Origin of the sequence: Vreelandella subterranea, from assembly GCF_900111305.1 — a bacterium.
Taxonomy (GTDB): Bacteria; Pseudomonadota; Gammaproteobacteria; order Pseudomonadales; family Halomonadaceae; genus Vreelandella; species Vreelandella subterranea.
Genome location: NZ_FOGS01000009.1, coordinates 138,536 through 162,046, shown reverse-complemented (window position 1 = coordinate 162,046; position 23,511 = coordinate 138,536). Strand labels below are relative to the sequence as shown.

Annotated in this window: 19 protein-coding genes; 14 read left to right on the top strand and 5 right to left on the bottom strand. The window is 58.8% G+C overall.

The window, feature by feature from the left end; translation table 11 throughout:
- The first annotated feature begins 2 nt into the window (after positions 1 to 2).
- The 7 genes from BMX75_RS13960 to BMX75_RS13930 all read left to right on the top strand — a co-directional run bounded on the left by BMX75_RS13960 (position 3) and on the right by BMX75_RS13930 (position 5,793).
- Entirely contained in the window at positions 3 to 587 is a 585-nt protein-coding gene (locus BMX75_RS13960) for a PqiC family protein (protein WP_092828916.1), read from the top strand.
- Positions 588 to 614: 27 nt separating this feature from the next.
- On the top strand, positions 615 to 1,097 hold the full coding sequence (locus tag BMX75_RS13955; protein ID WP_092828914.1) for a hypothetical protein: 483 nt from the start codon (positions 615 to 617) through the stop codon (positions 1,095 to 1,097).
- 230 nt (positions 1,098 to 1,327) lie between these two features.
- Positions 1,328 to 2,581: a DEAD/DEAH box helicase gene (locus tag BMX75_RS13950; protein ID WP_092828945.1), complete on the top strand. Its 1,254-nt coding sequence runs from the start codon at positions 1,328 to 1,330 to the stop codon at positions 2,579 to 2,581.
- A 75-nt stretch (positions 2,582 to 2,656) separates the two neighbouring features.
- Positions 2,657 to 3,160: a hypothetical protein gene (locus BMX75_RS13945; protein ID WP_092828912.1), complete on the top strand. Its 504-nt coding sequence runs from the start codon at positions 2,657 to 2,659 to the stop codon at positions 3,158 to 3,160.
- Positions 3,161 to 3,204: 44 nt separating this feature from the next.
- The gene (locus tag BMX75_RS13940; RefSeq protein WP_092828910.1) at positions 3,205 to 4,437 is read left to right on the top strand and encodes an MFS transporter; all 1,233 of its coding nucleotides are present in this window, start codon (positions 3,205 to 3,207) and stop codon (positions 4,435 to 4,437) included.
- The gene (locus BMX75_RS13935) at positions 4,437 to 5,474 is read left to right on the top strand and encodes an asparaginase (RefSeq protein ID WP_092828908.1); all 1,038 of its coding nucleotides are present in this window, start codon (positions 4,437 to 4,439) and stop codon (positions 5,472 to 5,474) included. The genes BMX75_RS13940 and BMX75_RS13935 overlap by 1 nt, the downstream gene beginning before the upstream one ends.
- Before the next feature lie 79 nt (positions 5,475 to 5,553).
- Entirely contained in the window at positions 5,554 to 5,793 is a 240-nt protein-coding gene (locus tag BMX75_RS13930; protein WP_066315459.1) for a DUF2789 domain-containing protein, read from the top strand.
- 86 nt (positions 5,794 to 5,879) lie between these two features.
- Here BMX75_RS13930 and BMX75_RS13925 read toward each other — a convergent pair whose 3' ends face one another.
- The gene (locus BMX75_RS13925; protein WP_092828906.1) at positions 5,880 to 6,296 is read right to left on the bottom strand and encodes an SRPBCC family protein; all 417 of its coding nucleotides are present in this window, start codon (positions 6,294 to 6,296) and stop codon (positions 5,880 to 5,882) included.
- Between the two features lie 181 nt (positions 6,297 to 6,477).
- Here BMX75_RS13925 and queC point away from each other — a divergent pair, with 181 nt between their 5' ends.
- Genes queC through BMX75_RS13905 form a run of 4 tightly spaced genes read left to right on the top strand, consistent with a single transcriptional unit; the run spans position 6,478 to position 8,922 of the window.
- On the top strand, positions 6,478 to 7,191 hold the full coding sequence (queC, locus tag BMX75_RS13920; protein ID WP_092828904.1) for a 7-cyano-7-deazaguanine synthase QueC: 714 nt from the start codon (positions 6,478 to 6,480) through the stop codon (positions 7,189 to 7,191).
- A complete protein-coding gene (gene queE / locus BMX75_RS13915) occupies positions 7,191 to 7,838 on the top strand; it encodes a 7-carboxy-7-deazaguanine synthase (protein ID WP_092828902.1) in 648 nt (215 codons plus the stop codon). The genes queC and queE overlap by 1 nt, the downstream gene beginning before the upstream one ends.
- Positions 7,838 to 8,671, top strand: a complete 834-nt coding sequence (locus BMX75_RS13910) for a 6-pyruvoyl trahydropterin synthase family protein (protein WP_092828900.1) — start codon at positions 7,838 to 7,840, stop codon at positions 8,669 to 8,671. The genes queE and BMX75_RS13910 overlap by 1 nt, the downstream gene beginning before the upstream one ends.
- Entirely contained in the window at positions 8,668 to 8,922 is a 255-nt protein-coding gene (locus tag BMX75_RS13905; RefSeq protein ID WP_092828898.1) for a YkgJ family cysteine cluster protein, read from the top strand. Before BMX75_RS13910 ends, BMX75_RS13905 begins: the two co-directional genes overlap by 4 nt.
- On the opposite strand, the gene BMX75_RS13900 is transcribed toward BMX75_RS13905, so the two are convergent.
- Complete coding sequence (locus BMX75_RS13900; RefSeq protein ID WP_092828896.1) at positions 8,919 to 12,818, bottom strand: ATP-binding protein; 3,900 nt, start codon at positions 12,816 to 12,818, stop codon at positions 8,919 to 8,921. The genes BMX75_RS13905 and BMX75_RS13900 overlap by 4 nt on opposite strands.
- Before the next feature lie 30 nt (positions 12,819 to 12,848).
- The gene (locus BMX75_RS13895; RefSeq protein ID WP_092828894.1) at positions 12,849 to 13,502 is read right to left on the bottom strand and encodes a MiaE family protein; all 654 of its coding nucleotides are present in this window, start codon (positions 13,500 to 13,502) and stop codon (positions 12,849 to 12,851) included.
- A 419-nt stretch (positions 13,503 to 13,921) separates the two neighbouring features.
- Here BMX75_RS13895 and acnB point away from each other — a divergent pair, with 419 nt between their 5' ends.
- The 3 genes from acnB to BMX75_RS13880 all read left to right on the top strand — a co-directional run bounded on the left by acnB (position 13,922) and on the right by BMX75_RS13880 (position 19,115).
- A complete protein-coding gene (acnB, locus tag BMX75_RS13890; protein ID WP_092828892.1) occupies positions 13,922 to 16,525 on the top strand; it encodes a bifunctional aconitate hydratase 2/2-methylisocitrate dehydratase in 2,604 nt (867 codons plus the stop codon).
- A 153-nt stretch (positions 16,526 to 16,678) separates the two neighbouring features.
- Complete coding sequence (rraA, locus tag BMX75_RS13885; protein ID WP_092828890.1) at positions 16,679 to 17,170, top strand: ribonuclease E activity regulator RraA; 492 nt, start codon at positions 16,679 to 16,681, stop codon at positions 17,168 to 17,170.
- A gap of 55 nt (positions 17,171 to 17,225) precedes the next feature.
- Positions 17,226 to 19,115 carry a glycerophosphodiester phosphodiesterase family protein gene (locus BMX75_RS13880; protein WP_422822073.1) on the top strand — a complete coding sequence of 630 codons (1,890 nt, stop codon included), beginning with the start codon at positions 17,226 to 17,228 and terminating at the stop codon, positions 19,113 to 19,115.
- Positions 19,116 to 19,121: 6 nt separating this feature from the next.
- Here the strand turns inward: BMX75_RS13880 and ggt are convergent, their stop codons facing one another.
- Positions 19,122 to 20,912, bottom strand: a complete 1,791-nt coding sequence (ggt, locus tag BMX75_RS13875; RefSeq protein WP_092828886.1) for a gamma-glutamyltransferase — start codon at positions 20,910 to 20,912, stop codon at positions 19,122 to 19,124.
- 105 nt (positions 20,913 to 21,017) lie between these two features.
- Complete coding sequence (gene ppsA / locus BMX75_RS13870) at positions 21,018 to 23,393, bottom strand: phosphoenolpyruvate synthase (RefSeq protein WP_092828884.1); 2,376 nt, start codon at positions 23,391 to 23,393, stop codon at positions 21,018 to 21,020.
- Positions 23,394 to 23,511: the final 118 nt, after the last annotated feature.

Here is a 23,511-nt window from a genome sequence, read left to right as displayed (position 1 = left end):
CAATGCGACAATTATTCGGAAAACTGGGGGCCGTGTTACTGGTGGCGTTGCTGCTGAGTGCCTGTGCCAGCCAATCAACGCCGGCCACCCGCTACGTATTGCCGGGCGCGCAACTAGCCAGCCCGCCAGCCTCCCCCGCAGGCACCCTCCAGGTGACATCGCCTCGCCTCCCGCACTATCTGGATGTCGAGGGTATTGTCATGCAAACCGATGATATTACCCTGAGGGAAGCAAACGCCCATCAATGGGCAGAAGCCATTGGCCGTCAACTGGAACGCGGCATGCGGGCTCGCCTGTCAAAGGCGCTGCCCAGATGGCGAGTGGTGCGCGATGCGGCTAGCGACGACCAGGCAATCACGCTACGCTTGGAAGTAGATCAGTTTCAGGGGCGCCAGGATGGTCACGCCATCGCCAGCGGTCAGTGGCAACTGATCGATCCGCAGGGCGATGTGCTGGCAATGGAAACCTTCAATGCCGATACCCCGCTCGAAGAAGACGGCTACCCTGCTCTTGTGCGTGCCTTGGGTAAAAGCTGGGACAAAGTCAGCGAGCAGATTGCCCAGGCGACGATGGCTATACGCCCCTAAGCCATCAACACAGGGAGTTGAAAGGCCATGACGGACACAGCCCGGTACGTAGAAGACGCCCTCGAGGCCGTTCACAGGCTCCATGAGACAGCGGAACAGCTCATCTATGCGCACGCCAGTGAGGCGTTGTTGATTAGCGCCATGACGCACTATATCAGCGTACGTCACATACTGACCGCTGACGCCCCCTCTGGTGCTACACTAGGCGCGCTGGCTCGTACAGAACAGTTTATTGTTGCCTCCGCCGATGCGTATTATCGTCAGCTACCCGACGACGCCGAAACGTCACTCAAACATGCCGAGCGGACGGCGTTGTTCGGTAACCGTTTGATGGCGCTGGATGGCATTGGCCCCGCGACGACCAACCAGCTGTTCGAGCGTGGCATTTTTACCCCCGAACAGCTATTCGCCATCCCTGCTCACACCCTTGAAACACTTGACCTGCCTGCCGCCTCCCTTGCACGTGTCACATCGCTACACAATGCGCATCAAGCCAAGACACCAGACTGACGGTTCATGGCATGATATGATGGTCGCTTAATCGATCGTTTGTTATGAGTGAATCTTGTCACCGGCCATGAATGCGCTTTCTGATATGCCGCCAGAGGACGTCAATCGTCAATTCATAAGTGACCGGCCCTTGTTATCTTCAATTCATTACGGTTATTCATTTCCAATCATTCAACAGTGCGCTGTTTAACGATGCCATACGCATGCATAAACAGCCGCTGGGAGAACGCATGAACTTTTCTGACCTCGGCCTCGACGCCGACTTGCTGCGCGCTGTCACCGACCAAGGGTATCGCGAGCCGACACCCATTCAACGACAGGCGATTCCCGTCGTGTTGCAAGGCCGGGATTTGCTCGCCAGCGCGCAAACGGGAACGGGCAAAACCGCCGGTTTTACACTCCCCATGCTGCAGCGTTTATCGGCAGGCAAGCCCGCCACCAAACGCCAGGTGCGTGCACTGGTGTTAACCCCGACCCGGGAACTGGCCGCCCAGGTGGGTGAGAGCGTTACCACCTACGGAAAACACCTCTCTCTGCGTTCGCATATCATTTTTGGTGGTGTCGGCCAGCAACCCCAGGTCGACGCATTGAAACGCGGCCTGGATATCCTGGTGGCGACGCCGGGGCGCTTGCTCGACTTGCAACAGCAGGGGCACGTTGACCTGTCAAGCGTCGAGATTGTCGTTCTGGATGAAGCCGACCGCATGCTCGACATGGGGTTTATCCACGACATTAAACGCCTTTTGAAGCTGGTTCCCAGCAAGCGTCAGAATCTGCTGTTTTCCGCCACTTTCTCCAACGAGATTCAAACCCTGGCGCAGCAGTTTTTGAACGACCCTGCATTTATCGACGTCGCCCCGCGCAATACCACGGCAGACAAAATCGCCCAGTCGGTATACCAGGTGGATCGGGAGAAGAAACGCGAGCTGCTGGCGCACCTCATCAAGCAGCACCAGTGGTATCAAGTGCTGGTTTTCACGCGCACCAAGCACGGCGCCAACCGCCTGGCAGAACAGTTATCCAAGCAGGATATCCCCGCCATGGCCATTCATGGCAACAAGAGCCAGGGCGCTCGCACGCGTGCGCTCGGGGCGTTTAAAAGCGGCGACCTGCAGGTATTGGTTGCCACGGATATTGCCGCACGCGGGCTGGATATCAACGAGCTGCCCCATGTGGTCAACTTTGAACTGCCCAATGTTGCGGAAGATTATGTGCACCGTATCGGGCGTACTGGCCGGGCAGGCAGTGATGGCGAGGCGATTTCACTGGTCTGTGTCGATGAGCATGCCCTGTTACGCGGCATTGAGCGGCTGATAAAACAGACCCTGACCAAGCACGTCGAGCCCGGTTTTGAACCGGACCCGAACGCCACCCCACAGCCTATCGAGAATGGCCGTCGGCAACCGCGTAATGCACGCAGTCAACGCAAACCCAGCCAGCATAGTGACCGCGATGCGGCGCCCAAGCGTCGTGCTCGCCGCTAGTCAGGCTTATCTGAACATGTGATGGTAGCGCGACTATCAGGCTATTAATCAAGCACCTGTTTTCACGGAGTGATCATGGCGTCATCCCAACTCATTGAACAATACCGTCAGTGGCAAACCTTTCAGCGGCAAGACCAATTAAGCCGGGAGCACTTTGGCGTTGTGCAACGCCTGGAAGATGCCCGAGCCACGTCGAAACAAGTCGTCGAAGCGTATCGCAGCATGGCGGAGAAAGCCTCAACGGAAGGTGCCTGCTACCGCACCCTGTTTTTACGCAAGCGGGATGATCAGCATGCACTGCCCTGCGAAGGCTGGCTGTTCGTTCGCCGGGTACTCAGCGAAGGCAACAGCACTCGCGTGAGAGTCACGCTGGTCGAAACCTTTACGCTTGAAGATGGCACCCTGGCACCCGGCGATAAACCGGCCCGCAAGCTGACCCTGGAAATTTTTGAACAGGTGCAGGTGGATAAAGGGATGCGGACCAGTGTAAGGGTCGATTGCCTGGACGCGCCCGAGGATTATCACTTCATCACGCTGCTGGATGCCGTCCGCGGAGACTTGCGCCCCTATTTAAAATAAGACGTATTTCTAAAATAAGCGTATTGCTAGAATAAGACGTATTTATGAGGGCACGCCACACCGTATTCATTGCACTCATGGTCCTCGTCGGGCTTAACCTCCGCCCTGCGATGTCATCGGTCGCGCCATTACTCAACCGGCTGCAGGAAGTCGCCGGACTATCGGCGGCTGCAGCGGGCGTACTGACCACGCTACCGGTGCTTTTTCTGGGGCTTTCCGCACCGCTCGCCCCGCTGCTTGCCCAGCGTATCGGAAGCGAGCGAGCCTTGAGTGCTGCCCTGGTGCTGCTAATGACGGGCCTGATAATACGTGGCTTGCCTCTCCCTGGCGTTCTTTTTCTGGGATCAGCGCTTTCCGGCGCGGCCATTGGGCTTGCGGGCACTCTGCTTCCCGCACTGGTCAAACGCCAGTTGCCCCAAAGCGCCGACCTCCTCACCGGCCTCTATACCATGGCGCTGTGCCTGGGCGGTGCACTCGGCGCAGGGTTAAGCGTGCCGTTAACCCACTACCTTGGCAGTTGGCAGGCCAGTTTGATGAGCTGGGCGCTACTCGCCCTGGCCGCTCTGGCTCTATGGGTCATTTACATGCCCAGGACGTCGACTACCTCCTCACCAGCCTCACTCCCCCAAGCCGGTGCACTCAAGCTTCTCGGTCAACCGCTGACCTGGTACGTCATGCTCTTCATGGGTATTCAGTCATCAATGGCCTACATCGTCTTTGGATGGCTGCCTACACTGTTGGTATATCGCGGATATGATGAAGCCTCGGCGGGGTGGACCATGGCCATTTCCATTCTTTGTCAGCTTGCCTCAGCGCTCAGTGCCCCCTGGCTTGCACGCCTGGGGCGTGACCAGCGCCCGGCACTGCTTTGCGTCTTGCTGTGCACCGCCTGCGGGCTATCGATGCTGCTGATTGCTCCATTGTCGTGGCAATGGCCCGGCGCCGTGCTTCTCGGCCTGGGTCAGGGAGGAAGCTTCAGCCTGGCACTCAGCCTGTTGGTATTACGCACGGCGAATGCCCGCCTGTCCGGCCAGCTGTCCGGGCTGGTACAAGGCGGCGGCTATACCATCGCCGCACTTGGCCCATTCGGGGTGGGCTTATTGCTGCAACACGGTGCCAGCGGCGCCCAGATCGCCTGGCTGCTGATTGCCCTGCTGGCAGTGTGCAGCGGCTTTGCAATGCTTGCCGGGCGCCAACGCTGCCTCGACGATAGCTCGGGACAGCTTGTCGTGCACAATAGCGGACTGGCAGATCGCTTACATAAGGAGACACCGTGATGGCCCACCCTCGCCTGCTGATTATTTATACTGGCGGCACGCTTGGCATGTGCCCAGGCGACCAAGGGTTGACCCCGTCGGGCAACATTGAATCGCGGCTGGCCAAAGCGTTTAACCAACTGCCCCTTCTTCAGCAGCAGGCCTTGCCAAGTTTTGAGGTGTTAAGCTATCCGCAGTTGATCGACTCGAGTTCCGCCACACCTGACAACTGGTCGCAGCTTGCCCACGATATCGCCAAGCGACTGAGCGATTACCAGGGATTCGTGGTCATTCACGGCACCGATACACTCAGTTGGACAGCAGCCAGCCTCGCCTATCAACTGCAGGGCATTGACCGACCGGTCATTCTCACCGGTTCCATGCAACCTCTGGAAGCGCCCGGCAGCGATGCCCTCGACAACTTATATTGGGCGCTACGCTGTGCTGAACAACCTCACGTAAAAGAAGTGGCGATTTACTTTCACGGCAAGTTACTTCGCGGTGTTCGCGCAACCAAGCAGCACAGTGAGGCGGTGGATGCGTTTACCAGCCCCAACTATCCGCTGCTCGGCGAGCGCATGGGAGACCATGTTGTCCATTACCCCGGTCGCGGTTTGGCGGATCAGCAACGTGGCGCCCCAAGGTTCGAGCTGCCCGATTACACCTCGGTGAGCGATGGTGCCATTGTTCGATTAGCGCTCTGGCCGGGCGTCACCGCCTGGCAGCTAGCGTCCTGGCTCGAGGATCCGCGTGTTCAAGGTGGCCTCCTTCAGCTCTGGGGCGCGGGCAATCTGCCCGATGACCCGGCGCTTTTCGCCGTTCTGGCCAAGGCCAGCGGCGAGGGCAAGATGCTGGCCGCCATCAGCCAGTGCCCTCAAGGCAGCGTTCACTTGGGCGCTTATGCTGCCGGCAAAGGGCTTCTCGACGCTGGCGTGTTATCCGGCGACGACATGACCCCGGAAGCCGCCTTTGGCAAGCTTGTGCACCTGCTCGCCCAGCCGATCCCGGAAGAGGATCGTCGCCGTCGTTTCCTGAGCTCCCTGGTTGGCGAACGTTAAATATGCGCCTGGCAATCACGGCGTTTAACGCTAGAGTGAGAGTGACAGCACACTCGACGGATCAACAGGAATAACCTCTATGGAAAAGCCGGTTCATTATTTCAGCGAGCTGTTCGAACAGTTGGGCCTTGCATCCGACGCAGCCTCGATTGAGCGATTCATTCAACGCCACGCGCCTCTTCCCGAGACAATGCCGCTGGCCGACGCCCCCTGCTGGAATGAAGGGCAGGCAGAGTTTCTCAAGGAAGCCGTCGAGGAAGATGCCGACTGGGCGGAAGTCGTCGACCACCTTGATGCATCCATGCACAAGCCAGCGTAGATCAGCCACGTCAATGTCAATGCAGGGGCGTTTCCGGGCGCCCTGCATGGCATCGGCGAATGGGCGCTACCTGAGCACCGCGCCACTCATCCCTGCAGACGCGCTTCAACCCGCTCGAGAATCTGCCGACTCACCTTGCCCACCAGCGGTGTTGCCGCCTTGTTCACGGCCTTTGCCATGAAACGGTTACCTATTTCATAGCTCAGCGTCAGCGCCACTTCTGTGCCTTCCGGCACTTCACGCAAACGATAGCGCCCCTGGTTTTTGACCCCATTGACCGATTCCCAGGCGAGCACCTCCGGCGATTTAACCTCAGTCACCACTACGTCAAATGTCCAGTCCATGCTGAGTGCACGAACATGCCAGCGATAGCGTTCGTCGCCTAGCGGTTCGATATCGCTGATCAGGTCCGAATAATCGGCAAAGTCCTCGACGCGCCTTAACAGCGCGAATACCCGTTCGGGCGCGGCCCTGACGATGGCGCTATGTTCAATAGTGGCCATATAAAACCCCTTGAATGAGGCTCCTAGCGTAGCACTTTCAGCCCACATTGTGAGCATGCTGGCGCTAGCCAGAAACACCTCGATTGCGTACACTTGCAACCTTCCGGACCGGACCCCGGAACGCAGTAGCGGCTTTCTTCACGCTACGATCAATAAATTCTCCGGCATAAGAGTACTTATCATGTCAACTTCCCAAGCTCCGCATGGAGCCACCGCCGTGGTGATATATTCCGGCGGCATGGATTCCTTCACCCTTCTCCACCGGGCGCTAAATGAAGGTTATCACGTTCATGCGCTGTCATTTCATTACGGCCAGCGCCACGCCCGTGAACTCGATGCTGCCCGCCAGGTATGCCAACACTTGAATGTCCCCCATCAGGTCGTGGATATCCGGGCGATTCACTCGCTGATTGATAACTCAGCATTGACCAACACCGACCAGGCAATGCCCCAAGGCGATTACGACGGCGACAACATGGCGGCGACCGTGGTCCCTAACCGGAACATGATATTGTTGTCCCTGGCTATTGCGAACGCTGTCAACATCGGCGCAGAGCGTGTTGACTACGGTGCCCATGGCGGTGACCACGTCCTCTACCCCGACTGCCGCCCGGCTTTTGTGGAGGCCATGGATCAGGTTTCACAAATTGCCAACTTCTCCCCCGTCAAGGTACATGCCCCCTACCTGCACGCCAGCAAGGCCGACATCCTTCAGCAAGGTCTGGCAATGGGGCTTGACTACCGAAACACCTGGACCTGCTATGAAGGAGGCGAACTGGCCTGTGGGCAGTGCGGAAGCTGCCGCGAACGGCTAGCCGCCTTTGCGGCGAATGGCGTGACCGACCCGCTCACCTATGCCTCACACCCCTGTGCCTCACAACAGGAAGCACGCTGATGTATCAGGTAAAAGAAGCCTTCTATACGCTGCAGGGGGAAGGCGCCCAGGCCGGCCGGGCAAGCGTCTTTTGCCGTTTCAGTGGCTGCAATCTATGGAGCGGTCGCGAACGGGACCGGGCAACCGCCCGGTGTACCTTCTGTGATACCGATTTTGTCGGCACCGATGGCCAAGGCGGAGGTCGTTTCGAAACACCCGCCGCCCTGGCCGAGCACATCAGCGCGCTGTGGCCCAGTGAGGCTGGCCGTGCCATTCCTTATGTGGTGTTTACCGGTGGCGAGCCGCTACTGCAGCTTGATCCGGCACTGATCGCCACGCTGCACAGCGTGGGTTTTGAAGTAGCGGTTGAAACCAATGGGACGCTCACCCCTCCCGCCGGGATTGACTGGCTGTGCGTGAGCCCCAAGGGCAAGAATACGCTGGTGATTGATCAGGGCGACGAACTCAAGTTGGTCTATCCCCAGACCGAGGCACCGCCCGAGGCATTTGCGAAGCTCGACTTTCGCCACTTTTTTCTTCAGCCAATGGACGTTTCCCCTTTAGACGCTCACGACAACGACACTGTCGCGCGTACCACGGCCTATTGTTTAGCCAACCCGCAATGGCGTTTATCGCTTCAGACGCACAAAATCGCAGGCTTTGACTGATGTCCTTATTTGTTAATCAACTCACCCATATCGACGCATCGCTGTGGTGCCCAGAAAAGGGCCTCAAGGGTGTTAGCTGGCAAGTCGACGCGGTGCTTGAAGGCGAGCTTGGCAAAGACGGCATGCTGCTGGATTTTGGCGAGGTCAAGCCATGGATCAAGCATCACCTCGATAGCGGCCTGGACCACACGCTTCTGGTACCTGTCGAGGCTTCCGGAGTCACTGTCAGCCCCTGCGAGGAAGGCTTGTGCGTGCGCACCTCGACGCCCTATGCCATGGAAGTAAAAGGGCCGAAACAGGCTTTCACCCTACTGCCCGTTGCCACCATCGAGCGCGACGCCGTCGCTGCCAGTTTAAGCCAGACGCTCACTGAGCAGCGGCCGGCAAAGGTTACGCGGGTTCAGCTAAGCCTCAGTGATGAAGTCATCGAAGGCGCTGCCTATGGGTACAGTCATGGTCTGAAACTGCATAAGGGCAACTGCCAGCGCATTGCCCATGGGCATCGCTCACGCCTGCATATCTGGCAACGGGGAACCCGCCAGCATGAACTCGAACGGCAGTGGGCGGCCTGGCTCGATAATCGCTACCTGGTAGAAGAAAATGACATTATCGCCCGCGACAAGCAGGCCCTGACGTGCCGCTATCAAGCGGATCAGGGAACCTTTACCCTCACGCTACCCGATGAGCGCTGCGCGGTCCTGACTACCCCCACAACGGTGGAAAACATTGCTCACTGGCTGGCGGAACAGCTTGCTGCACAAAGCCTTGAAACCTCAACAGTACACGCATTCGAGGGGTTTAATAAGGGCGCGATAGCCAAGGCAAGTCCATGAGTGATGAGTGCCGGGCAGGCTGCGGGGCATGCTGTATTGCGCCGTCGATCAGCTCAGCCATTCCAGGCATGCCCGAAGGCAAACCGGCAGGCGTGCGTTGCGCGCAACTGGACGAGCATAATTTATGCCGCCTGTTCGGAGATCCCCGTCGACCGGCCGTGTGCGAGCAGTTTCAGTTTGACACTGCCGTCTGCGGACGGCAGCGGGAAGAAGCACTGATCACCCTGACATGGCTGGAAGATAACACCTAACTCTCCAGGCGCTCGGGATAGGCCAGACGACGATCCACCAGGCTGACCCAGCGGACCAGGACCGGCGCGTCACTATGACTGACGTCGCTCAACAGACGATGGAAGGCATCCCGTGCCGATTCGTCGTCGGGTGCGATGCGCGTCAACCATAACTCCAGTGCTGCCAATTCCTGATGGCGATTACCGTGCTCCCGGGCCTGTGAAATCGCCATCTCGGCCAACGCACGCACTTCATTGTCCGGATGGTCGAGCATGATGCGTACCCGGGCAAGCTGGGTGGCAAGCTCGGGCAGAAACAGCGTGGACCTCTCCTTGGCAATCACCAGGCACTGATCCAGGTAATCTTCCGCGGCACTCAATTCTCCCAGGGCAATACAGGCATCCGAATACCACAACACAGGACGTTTGAAGCGATCACGCCCGTTTAGCTCCGCCATCTGGTCCAGACTATCGCGCAGTTGGGTCAGCCCGCCGTGATCGCCCGCCAGTGCGCGCTGCCAACCCAGAATCCCTTGGGCGCTAATTTGCCACAGCTGTAAATCCGGGGTGGCGGTCATCGCCGCTGCCTTTTCGGCATGACGCGCCGCTAAATGCACATGGCCAAGCTGACGATAGAGCGAGGCGGCAAACAGTAGTGCCATGGCAAGCGTACCGGGATGGCCCAGCTTTTCCGCGAGCCGTATCGCGGCAGAGACCTGTCGTTCAGCACGCTGGTAATCACCACACAGGCATAGCGCCCAGCCCTGGAAACACGCCGCGGTTACCTGCGGATGGTCAGAGAACGGCAGCCACTCGATCATCATCGGCGAGTTGAGCGGGTCGATTTCATTCAGATGGTCATTGGCCTGCTGCACACGCCCGGCCCAGTATTCGCAATGCGCTCGCGCATAATCAGCCAGCCGCTGGTAACGCGGGTCCTCGAGTCGAGCCGCTATATCAGCCAGGGTAGATGCCAGCGCGAAGGCATCGGCATGCGCGTAGCGCTGACTGCGCCCTACCCACAGCCCCCACTTGACCAGAAAGATTTGCTCCAGGTCTTCAGGGTCTTCCAGGGCATCGGCGCCCGAGTGGCGCAACAGCTCACGGGCACGCACGAAACTTTCGTGGGCGGTGGGCGAGCCATGCCCCTCGAGCGCAAAGGCCGCCTGCCCGCGCACCGTTAACAGACTCACCTCGCGCTCGACCTCGTGCTCCACGTGGCGCAGGCTGGCCAGTCCAAAATCCGCCATGCGCAACGCGGTGCGATTGGCGCTTACTTTTAGCGCTTCCCGAGCGGCTAGCTCAAAATAACGTGCGCCCCGCGCGTAGTGACCGCTGCGCCGTAGGTGCGTGGCAAAGTCACCGGGATGGCGGCTGATCCACATCGGGAAGCGCTGTTCTATCAGGCTCACCACCTGCTGATGAAGGGTAACGCGCACGTCCCGGGGGCAGGAAAGATAGGCCGCCTCCTGGAGCAGTTGGTGGCTGAATTGAAACTCGTGTTCGTTTGAACCGTTATCCACCGGCTCGATGATTTCGAGCTGGCGCATATGCTCCAGCGCCTGCTGCAAACGCGCTGTGTCATAGCCACTGCATTCGCTGAGGAAATCCAGCCGGAAGCGTTTGCCCAGTACCGCGGCAATGTGAGCAATGTCACGGTCCGCTTCCAACTGGTCGATGCGACTGGCCAACAGCCCAAGCAACCCTTTGGGCAACTCATCAAACTGAACGCTCCGTCCTTCCCGGCGATCCATATCCAGGCGCCGACAGATTTCCTGCAAATACAGCGGTACGCCATCACAGCGTTCGATGATCTGATTACGCAGCCGTGGGCTCAGGTGAATACGGTAACGACGCGAGAGTTGCGATAGCAGCCGAGAGGATTCGAGTTCACCCAGGCGGCCCAGGGTGATTTGCTGATCCCAGTGCAGCTTGACCGGCAGGGGTTCACGGCCATGATGGCTGGCCACCAGCATAAAGGCCGTGTTGATGGGCAACCTCGCCTGAAGGCCTGACAGTACCTTGAATGAGGGTTCGTCCAGCCACTGAAGGTCATCCACCATCAGTACAAGTGTATGGGTGGCCGCCTGGCGTTCGATCAAGCGGTGTAAAAGCATCACCACCAGCTCGACCGCTTCACCGTTCTGTGTCAACTGGGACACTTCCTGCACGCTACGCACACCAAGGGCTTCTTCAAGCAAGCATTGCTGCTCATCGCTCAGCGTATTGAAAGCCAGATCGGTTTGCAGGGCGCGCAGTGCATCCTGGTCCGGCGCCCCATCCAGGTACCAGGACAGAAGAGTGCGCGCGACGCCATAGGGCTCCAGCACCGAAAGGCGGGTGGTGGGCTGCCAGCAAATAGCGGCATCGCGGCTTATCTCAAGCTGACGAAAGCCAACCATGAGGGCCGATTTCCCCATGCCCGACGCGCCGCGTACCAGCACACTCTGGCGCAGTCCGATACCGGCTCGGGCCAGGGCATCTCTCAGGGTCCTTAACGAGGTTTCGCGCCCCACCAGGCTCGGCGGCAGTGCATCACGGCCACCTTCGTTCTGGCCGAGTACCAACGCTCGTTGGCGTACCCGGCCATCGCTGGATATGACCCGCGAGACCAGACGAGGCTGAAGGTCCAGCGCCGGTGGCATATGCTGGCTAGACTCCTGCGAGATGACCAGCTCGCTGCCTTCGGCCGCGCTCATCAGCTCCAGGGATATCTGAGTCACCTGGCCCAACGGATCCGCCAGTTGCCGCTCCGGCAAATAAACCACTCGGCCGCTGTGCAGCCCGGCCGCCAGTTCGAACTGTGGCAGCTCACCTTCACCCGTCCAGTGCCTGGCAGACTCCTGGGGGAGCGTCTGACGGCAATGCTCATAAAGCGCGACCAGTTCAGCCAGCTGATGGGCTGGGCCATGGGTACCGAAACACGCAAGCCCCAGGCCACCTGTAGCACCCGGCAACCAGAAACCACCCAGATGATGGCATTGCTGCTCAAGCCAGCGCAGTAGTTCCAGTTGAAGCGCGAGGCAGTCACGCGTTGCGGCACGATCCTGCCAGTCCCCCTGGAGCCGCAATCGAATGGCCATCACCGAGAGCTGGCGAAGCTCGATCTCATCTTCACGCAAGGGCTGGCTGTCGGTGGCAAGCGCTCGGGAAAAGGCGCCTTGAGGCGACATGACGCGGGCGTCCGGGTGGCCATCGGACCAGTAGCTTGCCAGTTGCAAAAAGCTAGGCTCCGGCTGCTGGCCTGACAAGGCAAGCAACTGCAGGTAGCTGTTGTATTGCTCGTGGGCTGCCGCCATCTGCTTTTGTTCAGCGAGCTGTTTAACCAACCGCTCATGGAAAGGGCCATAGCCGGAAAACCGACTGACCAGCGTTTCCAGAAGGCCGTCAGGGACTTCCTGATAGTTATCCAGCACCTGCTCGGCAAAGCGGATAACCCGCTGACGCCATTCGTTGCGCGCCTGCACCAGCCAGCGCTGGAACTCACTGCAGTTGGCGAGCTGCAATTCCTCGATCAAATCACCCTGGTAACAGGTGAGCACGTCATCCAGGGTAGCCAGATCCCGCGGCCCTTCGAGCAGCGTTTGCAGTTCATGCAGATCGACCTGCCAGTTGGCCGGAAGCTGAAAGGCAATGGTCTGGCGCGATACGTTAAGCACCTGTTCTGCATCTTCGCCCAGTGATTGACGCAGGCAATGCAAGGCGTGTCGAAGGTTGGTGCGACCTGACGAAAGGCCCTGATCCGGCCACAGCAGTTCGGCCAGTGCAGCGCGATTGACAGGTTGCCGATGCAGCAGCAAGTAGACAAGCAACGCTTTCACTTTATCGTAGCTAAAGTGAGTCAGCACATCATCACCCTGGGTCAGGGCAAAATGACCGAACAGGGTCAGTTGGTCATACTTTTGAGCATCGCGCATGGTAAACATCCTGTCTGGACGAACGGCAACTTACGCTGGCACGCCGCTATGAAAACGGAAAGCCGTATCCGGCGAACTGATCAGCTCTGCTTCACAGGCAACAAAGAACGCGATCCGCTCGTCGATCGAGTGATCGGTCTGCTGCCGGGCAAGCAACAGGTAATCTTCGAAGTGTCGGCCTTCAGACTTGACCAGGGTGCGGTAGAACTTCGCCAGTTCCTCATCAAGGTAGGGAATCAGGCAAGCAAAGCGTTCGCAGCTCCGCGCCTCGATGAGCGCGCCAATAATCAACACATCGATCAATCGCTCAGGGTCCTGGGGGCGAACATGGCGTCGTAACCCTTCCGCATAGCGGGAAGCCGTCAAGTGCCTGTAGGTTACCCCTCGGCCTTCCATAAGGTTCACGACCTGCTCAAAATGCAGCAGTTCTTCCCGGGCAAGCTGCGACATCTTGCTCAATAACAGCGGTTGATCCACATAGCGATACAGCAGGCTCATCGCCGTGGAGGCGGCCTTCTTTTCACATTGAGCATGGTCAATCAGCAGAATTTCGGGATTCTCCAGGGCCCAGACAAGCCAGGCATCTGGCGTCGTACATCCCAGAAAGTCATTCAAGCTGTCAGGCAACAGGTCGCTCGCATCGAGCGAATGGCCCGCTTTGTCGGGGATTACTTGTATCGACATAACACCATCACTAAATAACTATCACATAATTGTACAACAATTATAACATCTTGGGTAATTCGAATATGCCAGTACGGTCAGCTGATCAGGCTGACGCAGGCCATCAACCCGACAGATGGTAACGCGGCGTTACGAGAATCACACTTTATGCAACCTCTGTCGATAGCGAGTGCTTTTTTGCTAGTAAAGCATGCCAGAACGCTTGGTCCTAGCGCGTTTCACACCTTTGTGCATGCACATCAGCATAAAGTACAACGTCATGGCAGCGGACTCAGCTTAACATTGTCGACAGTTTGACGTAGAATTGCGGCCATCCAACCAGCGCTGTTTGTCAAGCGTATGTCAGTGTCCGGTGGCATTGTGAAGTACACAGCCCACGTGCCGTCGCCACCATAAAAGCAGATGAGAGGGCCCCAAACGTGCTTGAAGCTTACCGCCAACATGTCGAGGAACGCGCTGCAGAGGGCATTCCCCCCAAGCCCCTGAATGCCGAGCAAACCGCCGCTCTGATCGAGCTGCTTAAAATGCCCCCGGCTGGCGAAGAAGAGTTCATTCTCGACCTCATTACCAACCGCGTTCCCCCGGGTGTTGACGAAGCGGCTTACGTAAAAGCCGGTTTTCTGACGGCCATCGCCAAAGGCGAAGCCACATCGCCCCTCATCGATAAAGTGCATGCCGTCAAGCTGCTTGGCACCATGCAGGGCGGCTACAACATCGTGTCGCTGGTCGAGCTGCTCGACAACGACGAACTCGCCCGTGAAGTCGGTGAACAGCTCAAGCACACCCTGCTGATGTTCGATGCCTTCCATGATGTCGAACAACGCGCCAAGGCAGGTAACAGTGTCGCCAAGGACGTTATCCAGTCATGGGCCGACGCCGAGTGGTTCCTCTCCAAGCCAGCGCTCGAAGAAAAGATCACCCTGACCGTCTTCAAGGTACCCGGCGAAACCAACACCGACGACCTGTCACCCGCACCGGATGCCTGGTCGCGCCCGGATATTCCCTTGCATGCCAATGCCATGCTCAAAAACGAGCGTGATGGCATCGACCCCGTGGAAACGGGCAAGACCGGTCCGCTCAAGCAGATCGAAGAGGTCAAGGCCAAGGGCTTCCCTGTGGCTTATGTGGGCGACGTTGTGGGTACGGGTTCTTCGCGCAAGTCAGCCACCAACTCCGTGCTGTGGTTCTTCGGCGATGACATTCCTCATGTGCCTAACAAGCGCGCAGGCGGGTTCTGTTTTGGCAGCAAAATTGCCCCCATCTTCTTCAACACCATGGAAGACTCCGGCGCTTTACCGGTCGAAATGGATGTCGAAAAGCTGGCCATGGGCGACGTCATCGATGTCTACCCCTATGAAGGCAAGGTCTGCAAGCATGGGACGGACGAGGTACTGACGACTTTCGAGCTTAAGACACAGCTGATTCTAGACGAAGTCCGCGCGGGCGGGCGTATCCCGCTGATCATCGGTCGTGGCTTGACTGGCAAAGCCCGTGAATCCCTGGGCCTTGCTCCTTCGGATGTATTCCGTCTGCCCGAGCAACCCCACGACACGGGTAAAGGCTTTACCCTGGCCCAGAAAATGGTCGGCAAGGCCTGCGGCATGGACGGCGTTCGCCCCGGCATGTACTGCGAACCCAAGATGACCACGGTGGGCTCTCAGGACACGACGGGCCCCATGACCCGCGACGAACTGAAAGACCTGGCGTGCCTGGGCTTCCAGGCCGACCTGGTGATGCAGTCGTTCTGCCATACCGCCGCTTACCCGAAGCCGGTCGACGTGGATACGCACCACACCCTGCCCGACTTCATCATGAACCGTGGCGGCGTTTCGCTGCGCCCCGGCGACGGTATCATTCACAGCTGGCTCAACCGCATGCTGCTGCCGGACACGGTCGGCACCGGCGGTGATTCGCATACCCGCTTCCCACTGGGCATTTCCTTCCCGGCCGGCTCGGGTCTTGTCGCCTTCGCTGCCGCCACCGGTGTCATGCCGCTGGACATGCCGGAATCCGTGCTGGTGCGCTTCAAGGGCAAACGCCAGCCTGGCGTCACCTTGCGCGACCTGGTTCACGCCATTCCGCTGTACGCCATCAAGCAGGGCCTACTGACGGTCGAGAAGTCCGGCAAGAAAAATGCCTTCTCGGGTCGCGTCCTGGAAATCGAAGGCCTCGAGGACCTCACCGTCGAGCAAGCCTTCGAGCTTTCCGATGCCTCTGCCGAGCGTTCGGCCGCCGGTTGTACCATCACCCTCTCCGATGAGAGCGTGACCGAGTACCTCAAATCGAACATCACCTTGCTCAAGTGGATGATCGCCAATGGCTACGGCGATGAGCGCACCATCAGCCGCCGTATCGAAGGGATGGAAGCTTGGCTTGCCGATCCTAAACTGATGCGTGCCGACAAGGATGCCGAATACGCCGAAGTGATCGAAATCGACCTCGACGAAATCAAAGAGCCGGTCCTGTGTGCGCCGAATGATCCCGACGATGCACGTCTACTCTCAGACGTTGCCGGCACGAAAATCGACGAAGTATTTATCGGTTCGTGCATGACCAACATTGGCCACTTCCGTGCCGCCGGCAAGCTGCTCGAGAAACAGCCCGCAGGCAGCCTCAAGACCCGCCTCTGGCTGGCACCACCGACCAAGATGGATCAGCACCAGCTTACCGAAGAAGGCTACTACGGTATCTACGGCCGTGCCGGTGCACGCATGGAGATGCCCGGCTGCTCGCTGTGCATGGGCAACCAGGCGCGCGTCGCCGCCAAGAGCACCGTTGTGTCGACCTCGACGCGCAACTTCCCCAACCGGCTCGGCGACGGCGCGAACGTCTACCTTGCGTCAGCCGAGTTGGCGGCAGTCGCCGCCGTTGAGGGACGCCTGCCCACGGTCGACGAGTACCGCCGTTACATGGGAGAGTTTGACGCCATGGCAGGCGAGATCTATCGTTACATGAACTTTCACGAAATTGAGGAGTATCAGAAGATCGCCTCAAACGTGATTCCGGTGGCTCAAGAAGCGTAAGCTTCAACGCTACCGCGCCATCGCCGATGCTCGCACCATCGCAGAAGAGCTCCACGCTCTTTTGAGCCGATGAACGAACGCCCCGCCACTGTTCTACAGGGCGGGGCGTTTTTTCTTATGTTTAGACGCTGAGTCACCAGACAGGAATTCGCCATGCCGACGATTGTTACCCCCGATATATGCGATGCCTTTCCAGACGTCCAGGTATTAGAACCCATCTTTGCCAGCTTTGGCGGCGTTGATGCCTTTTACGGCCCCGTCCGGACTATCAAGTGTTTTGAAGATAACTCGCTCGTCAAACAAGCCGTCGCTGAACCAGGCGATGGCGCCATCCTTGTCGTGGATGCGGGAGGTTCCCCTCGCTGTGCCATGCTCGGCGATATGCTGGCTGAACAAGCGGTCGAGAATGGCTGGGCTGGCGTCGTGATGTACGGTTGCGTTCGCGACGTGGACATCCTCGCCACCCTGCCCCTCGGCGTTCAGGCGCTGGGGTGTCATCCACGAAAAAGCGAAAAGCGTGGAGAAGGACAGCGCGATGTGGCCATAAGCTTCGCAAGCGTCACCATCACGTCAGGCAGTTGGCTGTATGCCGACAATAACGGCATCCTGATTGCCGATCACGAACTTGCGCTTGATCAAGCGTGACTTGTCAGGGGGTGGCGCTTGCTGCCACCCTAGAGTCTCTTTTCATTACCTTTTTATGTCCATGCAGCCTTTGAATCAGCTTGGCTATGCCCTTGCCCGCACATTACGCGATCATCTACGTCCGCTGATTGCGTTTCATTTATTTTTCACCCTGCTCGCGTCAGCCCTTTTATTGCCCGCCATCGCCTGGGTCATGCGCGCCCTGCTTGCCCAGTTGCGGCGTAGCGTCGTAACCAATAACGACCTGGTCACACTCGTATTCAGCCCCCTGGGGCTACTGGGCATGCTGGTCGGTGTTGGACTGTTCTTTGTGGTGATTTATTGGCAGCAGGCTGGCATGCTCCAGGTGGCAACAAGGCCTCGTGACAATCACTACCGCCTTGCGTTTGAAGCGCTCTGGCTAAGCAGTCGGCGATTACCTGCGCTGACGGGCCTGGTCATTCTTCAGGTGGGTAGCCACTTGCTACTGCTCGCCCCCTTCATGCTCGCCCTGACCTGGCTGTATGACATATGGCTGAGCGGTATCGACCCCTATTACCTTCAGCGCATCAAGCCCCCTGTATTGTGGTATTTCCTCGCCAGCGCGGCCCCGTTGTTACTTTTATGGATGGGCCTGGCCGCCAAGCTGTATTTACGCTGGCTGCTGGCCCTCCCCCTGGTGGCCCTGGATGGATATTCGCCGTGGCAGGCGCTTCGCCGCAGCGTCGTTCTCACCCGAGGCTGGCATCGCTCGATTGGCATTGCCGTCATATTGGTTCTGTTACTGATTATCGTGCTGCCGATTGCAACCACCCTGCTGTTTGATTATTTATTTACGCCGCTGCTGTGGTGGCTACCCGAGCATACAGCCATACTGGTACCGGCCATGCTGGGCTATTTGACCGGTTATGTGCTGATCACGCTGGCGATCACCTTTCTGGGCATTGCCGTTAATGCCCTTTTGTCGGCCTGCCTGTACCTTCAACTGGCTCATCGCGAAGCGCGCCCAGCGCCGCCTGCCAATGCCCACCCGGGACGCTTTGCCTGGGCGGTGGAGCTCAGCGTACTGGCCTTTGCAGCCCTTCAGGCCTGGTGGATACTGACAAGCTTCGACATTCGCGACGACGTGGCGATCATTGCCCACCGCGGCAGCTCAATGGCCGCCCCGGAAAATACCCTGGCAGCAGTGGATCAGGCGATCGTGGACGGCGCTGACGCCATTGAAATCGATGTCCGCCTAACAGCCGACCAAGAGGTCATGCTCTATCACGACCGCAACATGGTGCGCCTGACAGGCGATCAGCAGGCATTCGGGGACTTGACACGTGAGGAACTCGAAAACTACGACGTCGGCAGCTGGTTTGGCGATGTGTATGAAGGGGAGCCCATCCCAGGGCTCGACGACACGCTGGCACTGGTGCGCGGGCGCGCCGACCTGATGATCGACATAAAGCCATTGCCGGGCGAGGGGCAGGCGCTCAGCAATGCCGTCTTAAGAGAGTTACAGCAAGAAACCGATGCCCGCTACCAATGCTGGGCATCGGCTGATAGCCCGATAGCGGCCTATGCCCAGTGCGGCTACCCGAATGCCATGTACAGCATGCGCATGGCCACCACGTCGCCTGGCTTGCTGCCGTTCATCAAACAGCAAGCGCCAGAGCTCAAGGTCACGCTTATCGCCCAGCTGATTTTGCCGGGCACACTGGATCGCGGTGCTTTTGACGCCCTGGGCCTTCGCCATAATCGTATCACCGCTCAGGAAATAAAGCTGGCGAAGCTATATGGCTATGAAGTGCATGCCTGGACGGTCAACAACCGGAACCGGATGTCCACGCTCATTGATCTTGGCGTGGACGCGATCATCACCGATTACCCCAAACGGCTGGTCGCTCTGCGCAACGATCGTCGCGCGCTGAGTGACGGCGCACTGATGTTGGTGAAGCTACGCAACTGGCTCCGGCGCTAGGTTCGTTCAATCGCCCATCACCACGCCTTCCCGGCGTGGGTCCGCGCCGCCAAACAGCGTGCCATCCTCGAGGCGCATGATCGCCTGAAGCCCGCTGGTCAGCTCGCGCTCACTGATATCATGCCCTCGCTCTCTCAGAGCGTCGAGGATGGCCTCCGGGAAACGGCCTTCCTCAACCCAAACCTGATCGCCCAGGGTCACCGCATGGGGCAGGTTCAACGCCGTTTGCGCATTCATTCCCCAATCACGCAGTGCTATCAGCGTTCGCGCGGTGTAATGAATGATCGCTGCACCACCGGGCGATCCAAGGCTACCGACCAACTCGCCGCTGCCATGATCGAAGATAAGCGTGGGGCTCATACTGGAACGCGGGCGTTTGCCAGGCGCCACCCGATTGGCCACGGGTTCGCCGTCCTGCTCGGGCTCGAAGGCAAAATCGGTCAGCTCATTGTTGAGCAAAAAGCCGCCCGGCAAGTCGGTCCCCCCATCGCTCATGATGCGCGAGCCAAAGGCCTGCTCGATGGTCGTGGTCATGGCAACCGAGCGACCTTCAGCATCGACGATGCTGATATGGCTGGTACCGTATTCGGGCTGAGTCGGCTGCGCCGCCCAACTCGTGTCCATATCGCCGGGCCGACCGTGTTCGGCATCGCCCCCCATACTCTCTTTACCAATCAGCGCGCTGCGCTTGGCGAGATAGTCCGGCGCCAGCATTGTCGACCAATCACCACCGGGGGCCTCGACGAAATCCGGGTCGGCAATATAGTAATTGCGGTCGGCAAACGCTAACCGGGAGACTTCCAGAAACTGGTGCAACCAGCCGCTGCTGGTGACTCCGTCGTCCAGAGGGGCTTCAAGCAGGGGCTGCTGATCGAGCATGCCAAGGATCTGCATGATCGTGAGGTGGCCGGACGATGGCGGCGGGAAACCACAGACCTCCCATTGCTGCCAGGGCGTACAGATCGGATCGCGGATAATGGCGTCATAACCTGCAAGGTCATCCAGCGTCATCGCGCCGGGTCGAGCAGGATGCTGGGTGACCTCATCGACAATATCCTGGGCAACGTCTCCCTGATAAAAGGCAGCGCTGCCTTCCTCGGCAATACGTTTCAATAGCGCCGCGAGGGCCGGATTTTTGAGGGTCTCACCCACGGCAATGGGCTCGCCTTCCGAGTCATAATAGAAATCCCGCGCCAGATCGTCATCGCGCAGGGCATCAACATCGGCAAGGCTCGAACGAAGCCGCTCACTGACAGCAAAGCCCTCTTCTGCCAGCGTCATCGCAGGCACAAAAAGGTCTTCCCAGGGCAGACTGCCGTGAGCCGCATGGGCTTTTTCCATTAGCCGCAGCGTTCCCGGCAAACCAACCGACCGGCCGCTCTCCACGGCATCCATGAACGCCAACGGCTCGCCATCCTGCATGAAGAGTTCGCCATCCACAGCGGCGGGGGCCGTCTCACGCCCATCGTACGCGCGCACCTCATCGCCATCGTAATAAAGCAAGAACGCCCCGCCGCCAAGGCCACTTGATTGCGGCTCCACCAGTCCCAGCACCAACTGGACGGCGATGGCTGCGTCGATCGCGTTCCCACCGGCCTTCAATATCTGGTAGCCCGCATCGGTGGCCAGTGGGTTTGCAGCGGCCACCGCGAAGGAATCGGCAGACCAGCCAGGTTTTTCTTCGTAGCCAGATTCGCTTTCGGGTGAGATGGCGGGGGTTTCATAGTCGAAGCCCCAACCATGTAAAGGCACTACCAAGAGACTGGGTAGCAGCCAGCGCATTTTTTTCGAGGGCATCACGACCGACTCCGCCAATGTATACAGACCAAAGTTAGAGCGTAGCCTATTAAACCCAAACGCCCAGCACAATGGCTGGGCGCGTTGCATCAAACCGGCTGCCGATCAGTCAGCGATGGTTTCACCTGCCAGCATGAACCAGGTTTCGAGTACCGCATCCGGGTTGAGGGATATCGAATCAATCCCCTGCTCCATCAACCACTTGGCAAAGTCAGGGTGGTCAGAGGGCCCCTGACCGCAGATGCCGACATACTTGCCCTGGGCCCTGCAGGCCTGAATCGCCATGGAGAGTAGCTTCTTGACGGCTTCGTTACGCTCGTCAAACAGGTGCGCCACGATACCCGAGTCACGATCAAGCCCAAGGGTGAGCTGTGTCAGGTCGTTGGAACCGATCGAGAAACCATCGAAATGCTCGAGAAACTCGTCGGCCAGCAGCGCATTGGCGGGCAGTTCGCACATCATGATGACCTTGAGACCATGGTCACCACGCTTGAGCCCGTTGGTCGCCAGCAACTCGACCACTTCCCGGGCTTCTTCCGTGGTGCGCACGAAGGGCACCATGATCTCGACATTGTCGAGCCCCATGTCTTCGCGGACACGCTTGAGCGCCCGACATTCCAGCTCGAAACAAGGGCGGAACGCCTCCGAAACATAACGCGAGGCACCCCGGAAGCCCAGCATGGGATTCTCTTCACCGGGCTCGTAAAGCTTGCCGCCAATCAGGTTCTCGTACTCGTTTGATTTGAAATCCGACAGCCGCACGATAACGCGCTGAGGGTAATAGGCAGCAGCCAGTGTCGAAATGCCCTCAACGAGTTTATCGACGTAGAAGCTGACCGGGTCGGTATAACCGGCCGTGCGCATGTCGATCACCTGCTGAAGGTCAGACGGCAGGGTGTCGTACTCCAGCAATGCCTTGGGGTGAACGCCAATCATGCGGTTGATGATGAACTCGAGCCGCGCGAGCCCTACCCCAGAATGCGGAAGGCTGGCAAACCCAAAGGCGCGATCGGGGTTGCCCACGTTCATCATGATCTTGAAAGGAATTTCGGGCATGGTATCGACGTTGGACACCTTGCAGTCGTAATCCAGCAGGCCTTCATACACATGCCCGGTATCGCCTTCAGCGCAGGAAACGGTGACGTCACTGCCTTCGTTCAATCGTGTGGTGGCATCGCCACAGCCGACAACCGCAGGGATGCCCAGTTCACGGGCAATGATCGCCGCGTGGCAGGTCCTGCCGCCGCGATTGGTCACGATGGCTGAAGCGCGTTTCATGATCGGCTCCCAGTCAGGATCGGTCATGTCGGTTACCAGCACATCGCCGTCATGGATCTTGTCCATGTCGTCTGGCGTCATGACCACCTTGGCGGTACCACGGCCGATGCGTTGACCGATGGCGCGACCGGTGACCAGGGTGCGGCCTTTCTCGCGCAGCTGGAAACGCTCCAGTTTGCCGCCTTCCTGCTGGGAGACCACGGTTTCCGGCCGGGCCTGCACGATGTAGAGTTCACCGTCGTCGCCATCCAGCGCCCACTCGATATCCATGGGTCGCTGGTAGTGCTGCTCGATGGTCACAGCCTGGCGGGCCAGTGACATCACCTGGGCATCGTTCAGGCAGAAACGACCTCGGTCCTGTAACGGCACGTCAATGGTCTCGACCGACTTGCCTGCGCTGGCATCTTGGGTATAGACCATCTTGATCAGTTTGGAACCCAGGTTACGGCGCAGCACGGCGGGCCGCCCCGCGGCCAGTGTCGGCTTGTGAACATAGAACTCGTCCGGATTCACCGCCCCCTGGACGACGGTTTCACCCAGCCCCCAGGAAGCCGTCACAAAGACGGCGTCGCGGAAGCCCGACTCGGTATCCAGCGTGAACATGACACCCGACGCACCCGTTTCCGAGCGCACCATTTTCTGTACACCCGCAGATAGCGCGACATTTTCATGCGCATAGCCGCGATGCACACGGTAAGAGATGGCCCGGTCATTAAACAGTGACGCGAACACTTCGTGAACGGCACGTTTAATGTTGTCGAACCCTTCGATATTGAGGAAGGTTTCCTGCTGGCCGGCGAAGGAGGCATCGGGCAAGTCTTCCGCGGTGGCCGAACTGCGCACGGCAACCTTCAACGCAGGGTGACGCTGCTGAAGGCTTGCGTAGGCGCTACGCAGTTCTTTTTCGAACGTCGGGGGCAGCGGCGTGTCGATCACCCACTGACGGATCGTCTTCCCGGCCTCGGCCAATGCTTTGACATCGTCGACATCCAGCCGCGCCAGCATCTGGTTGATACGCTCGTTGAGACCTTCATGGGCGAGAAACTCTCGGTAGGCATGAGCCGTGGTGGCAAAGCCACCTGGCACCGTGACCCCCGCTCCCGATAAATTGGAGATCATTTCGCCAAGCGAAGCGTTTTTGCCACCCACGCGTTCGACGTCAGCCATACCCAATTGATCGAACCATAGAATGTAATTGTTCACGCAACCCCCTCGCTCGATAGGCCAGCGATCACGACAACCGCCAGAGATGAATGCGGACACCCTAGCACCGCCCCGGTGTATTCGCCATTGGTCTAATAGCGAAGGCGATGGAGGATTT

Excerpts from the sequence above, each read along its gene's own strand:
- BMX75_RS13945 (WP_092828912.1), top strand. The coding sequence starts at position 2,657 with ATGGCGTCATCCCAACTCATTGAACAATACCGTCAGTGGCAAACCTTT.
- BMX75_RS13895 (WP_092828894.1), bottom strand. The coding sequence starts at position 13,502 with ATGTCGATACAAGTAATCCCCGACAAAGCGGGCCATTCGCTCGATGCG.
- BMX75_RS13880 (WP_422822073.1), top strand. The coding sequence starts at position 17,226 with ATGTCCATGCAGCCTTTGAATCAGCTTGGCTATGCCCTTGCCCGCACA.
- ggt (WP_092828886.1), bottom strand. The coding sequence starts at position 20,912 with ATGCCCTCGAAAAAAATGCGCTGGCTGCTACCCAGTCTCTTGGTAGTG.
- BMX75_RS13910 (WP_092828900.1), top strand. The coding sequence starts at position 7,838 with ATGTCCTTATTTGTTAATCAACTCACCCATATCGACGCATCGCTGTGG.
- queC (WP_092828904.1), top strand. The coding sequence starts at position 6,478 with ATGTCAACTTCCCAAGCTCCGCATGGAGCCACCGCCGTGGTGATATAT.
- BMX75_RS13935 (WP_092828908.1), top strand. The coding sequence starts at position 4,437 with ATGGCCCACCCTCGCCTGCTGATTATTTATACTGGCGGCACGCTTGGC.
- BMX75_RS13950 (WP_092828945.1), top strand. The coding sequence starts at position 1,328 with ATGAACTTTTCTGACCTCGGCCTCGACGCCGACTTGCTGCGCGCTGTC.
- BMX75_RS13930 (WP_066315459.1), top strand. The coding sequence starts at position 5,554 with ATGGAAAAGCCGGTTCATTATTTCAGCGAGCTGTTCGAACAGTTGGGC.
- BMX75_RS13900 (WP_092828896.1), bottom strand. The coding sequence starts at position 12,818 with ATGCGCGATGCTCAAAAGTATGACCAACTGACCCTGTTCGGTCATTTT.
- BMX75_RS13940 (WP_092828910.1), top strand. The coding sequence starts at position 3,205 with ATGAGGGCACGCCACACCGTATTCATTGCACTCATGGTCCTCGTCGGG.
- BMX75_RS13905 (WP_092828898.1), top strand. The coding sequence starts at position 8,668 with ATGAGTGATGAGTGCCGGGCAGGCTGCGGGGCATGCTGTATTGCGCCG.
- BMX75_RS13960 (WP_092828916.1), top strand. The coding sequence starts at position 3 with ATGCGACAATTATTCGGAAAACTGGGGGCCGTGTTACTGGTGGCGTTG.
- queE (WP_092828902.1), top strand. The coding sequence starts at position 7,191 with ATGTATCAGGTAAAAGAAGCCTTCTATACGCTGCAGGGGGAAGGCGCC.
- BMX75_RS13925 (WP_092828906.1), bottom strand. The coding sequence starts at position 6,296 with ATGGCCACTATTGAACATAGCGCCATCGTCAGGGCCGCGCCCGAACGG.
- BMX75_RS13955 (WP_092828914.1), top strand. The coding sequence starts at position 615 with ATGACGGACACAGCCCGGTACGTAGAAGACGCCCTCGAGGCCGTTCAC.
- rraA (WP_092828890.1), top strand. The coding sequence starts at position 16,679 with ATGCCGACGATTGTTACCCCCGATATATGCGATGCCTTTCCAGACGTC.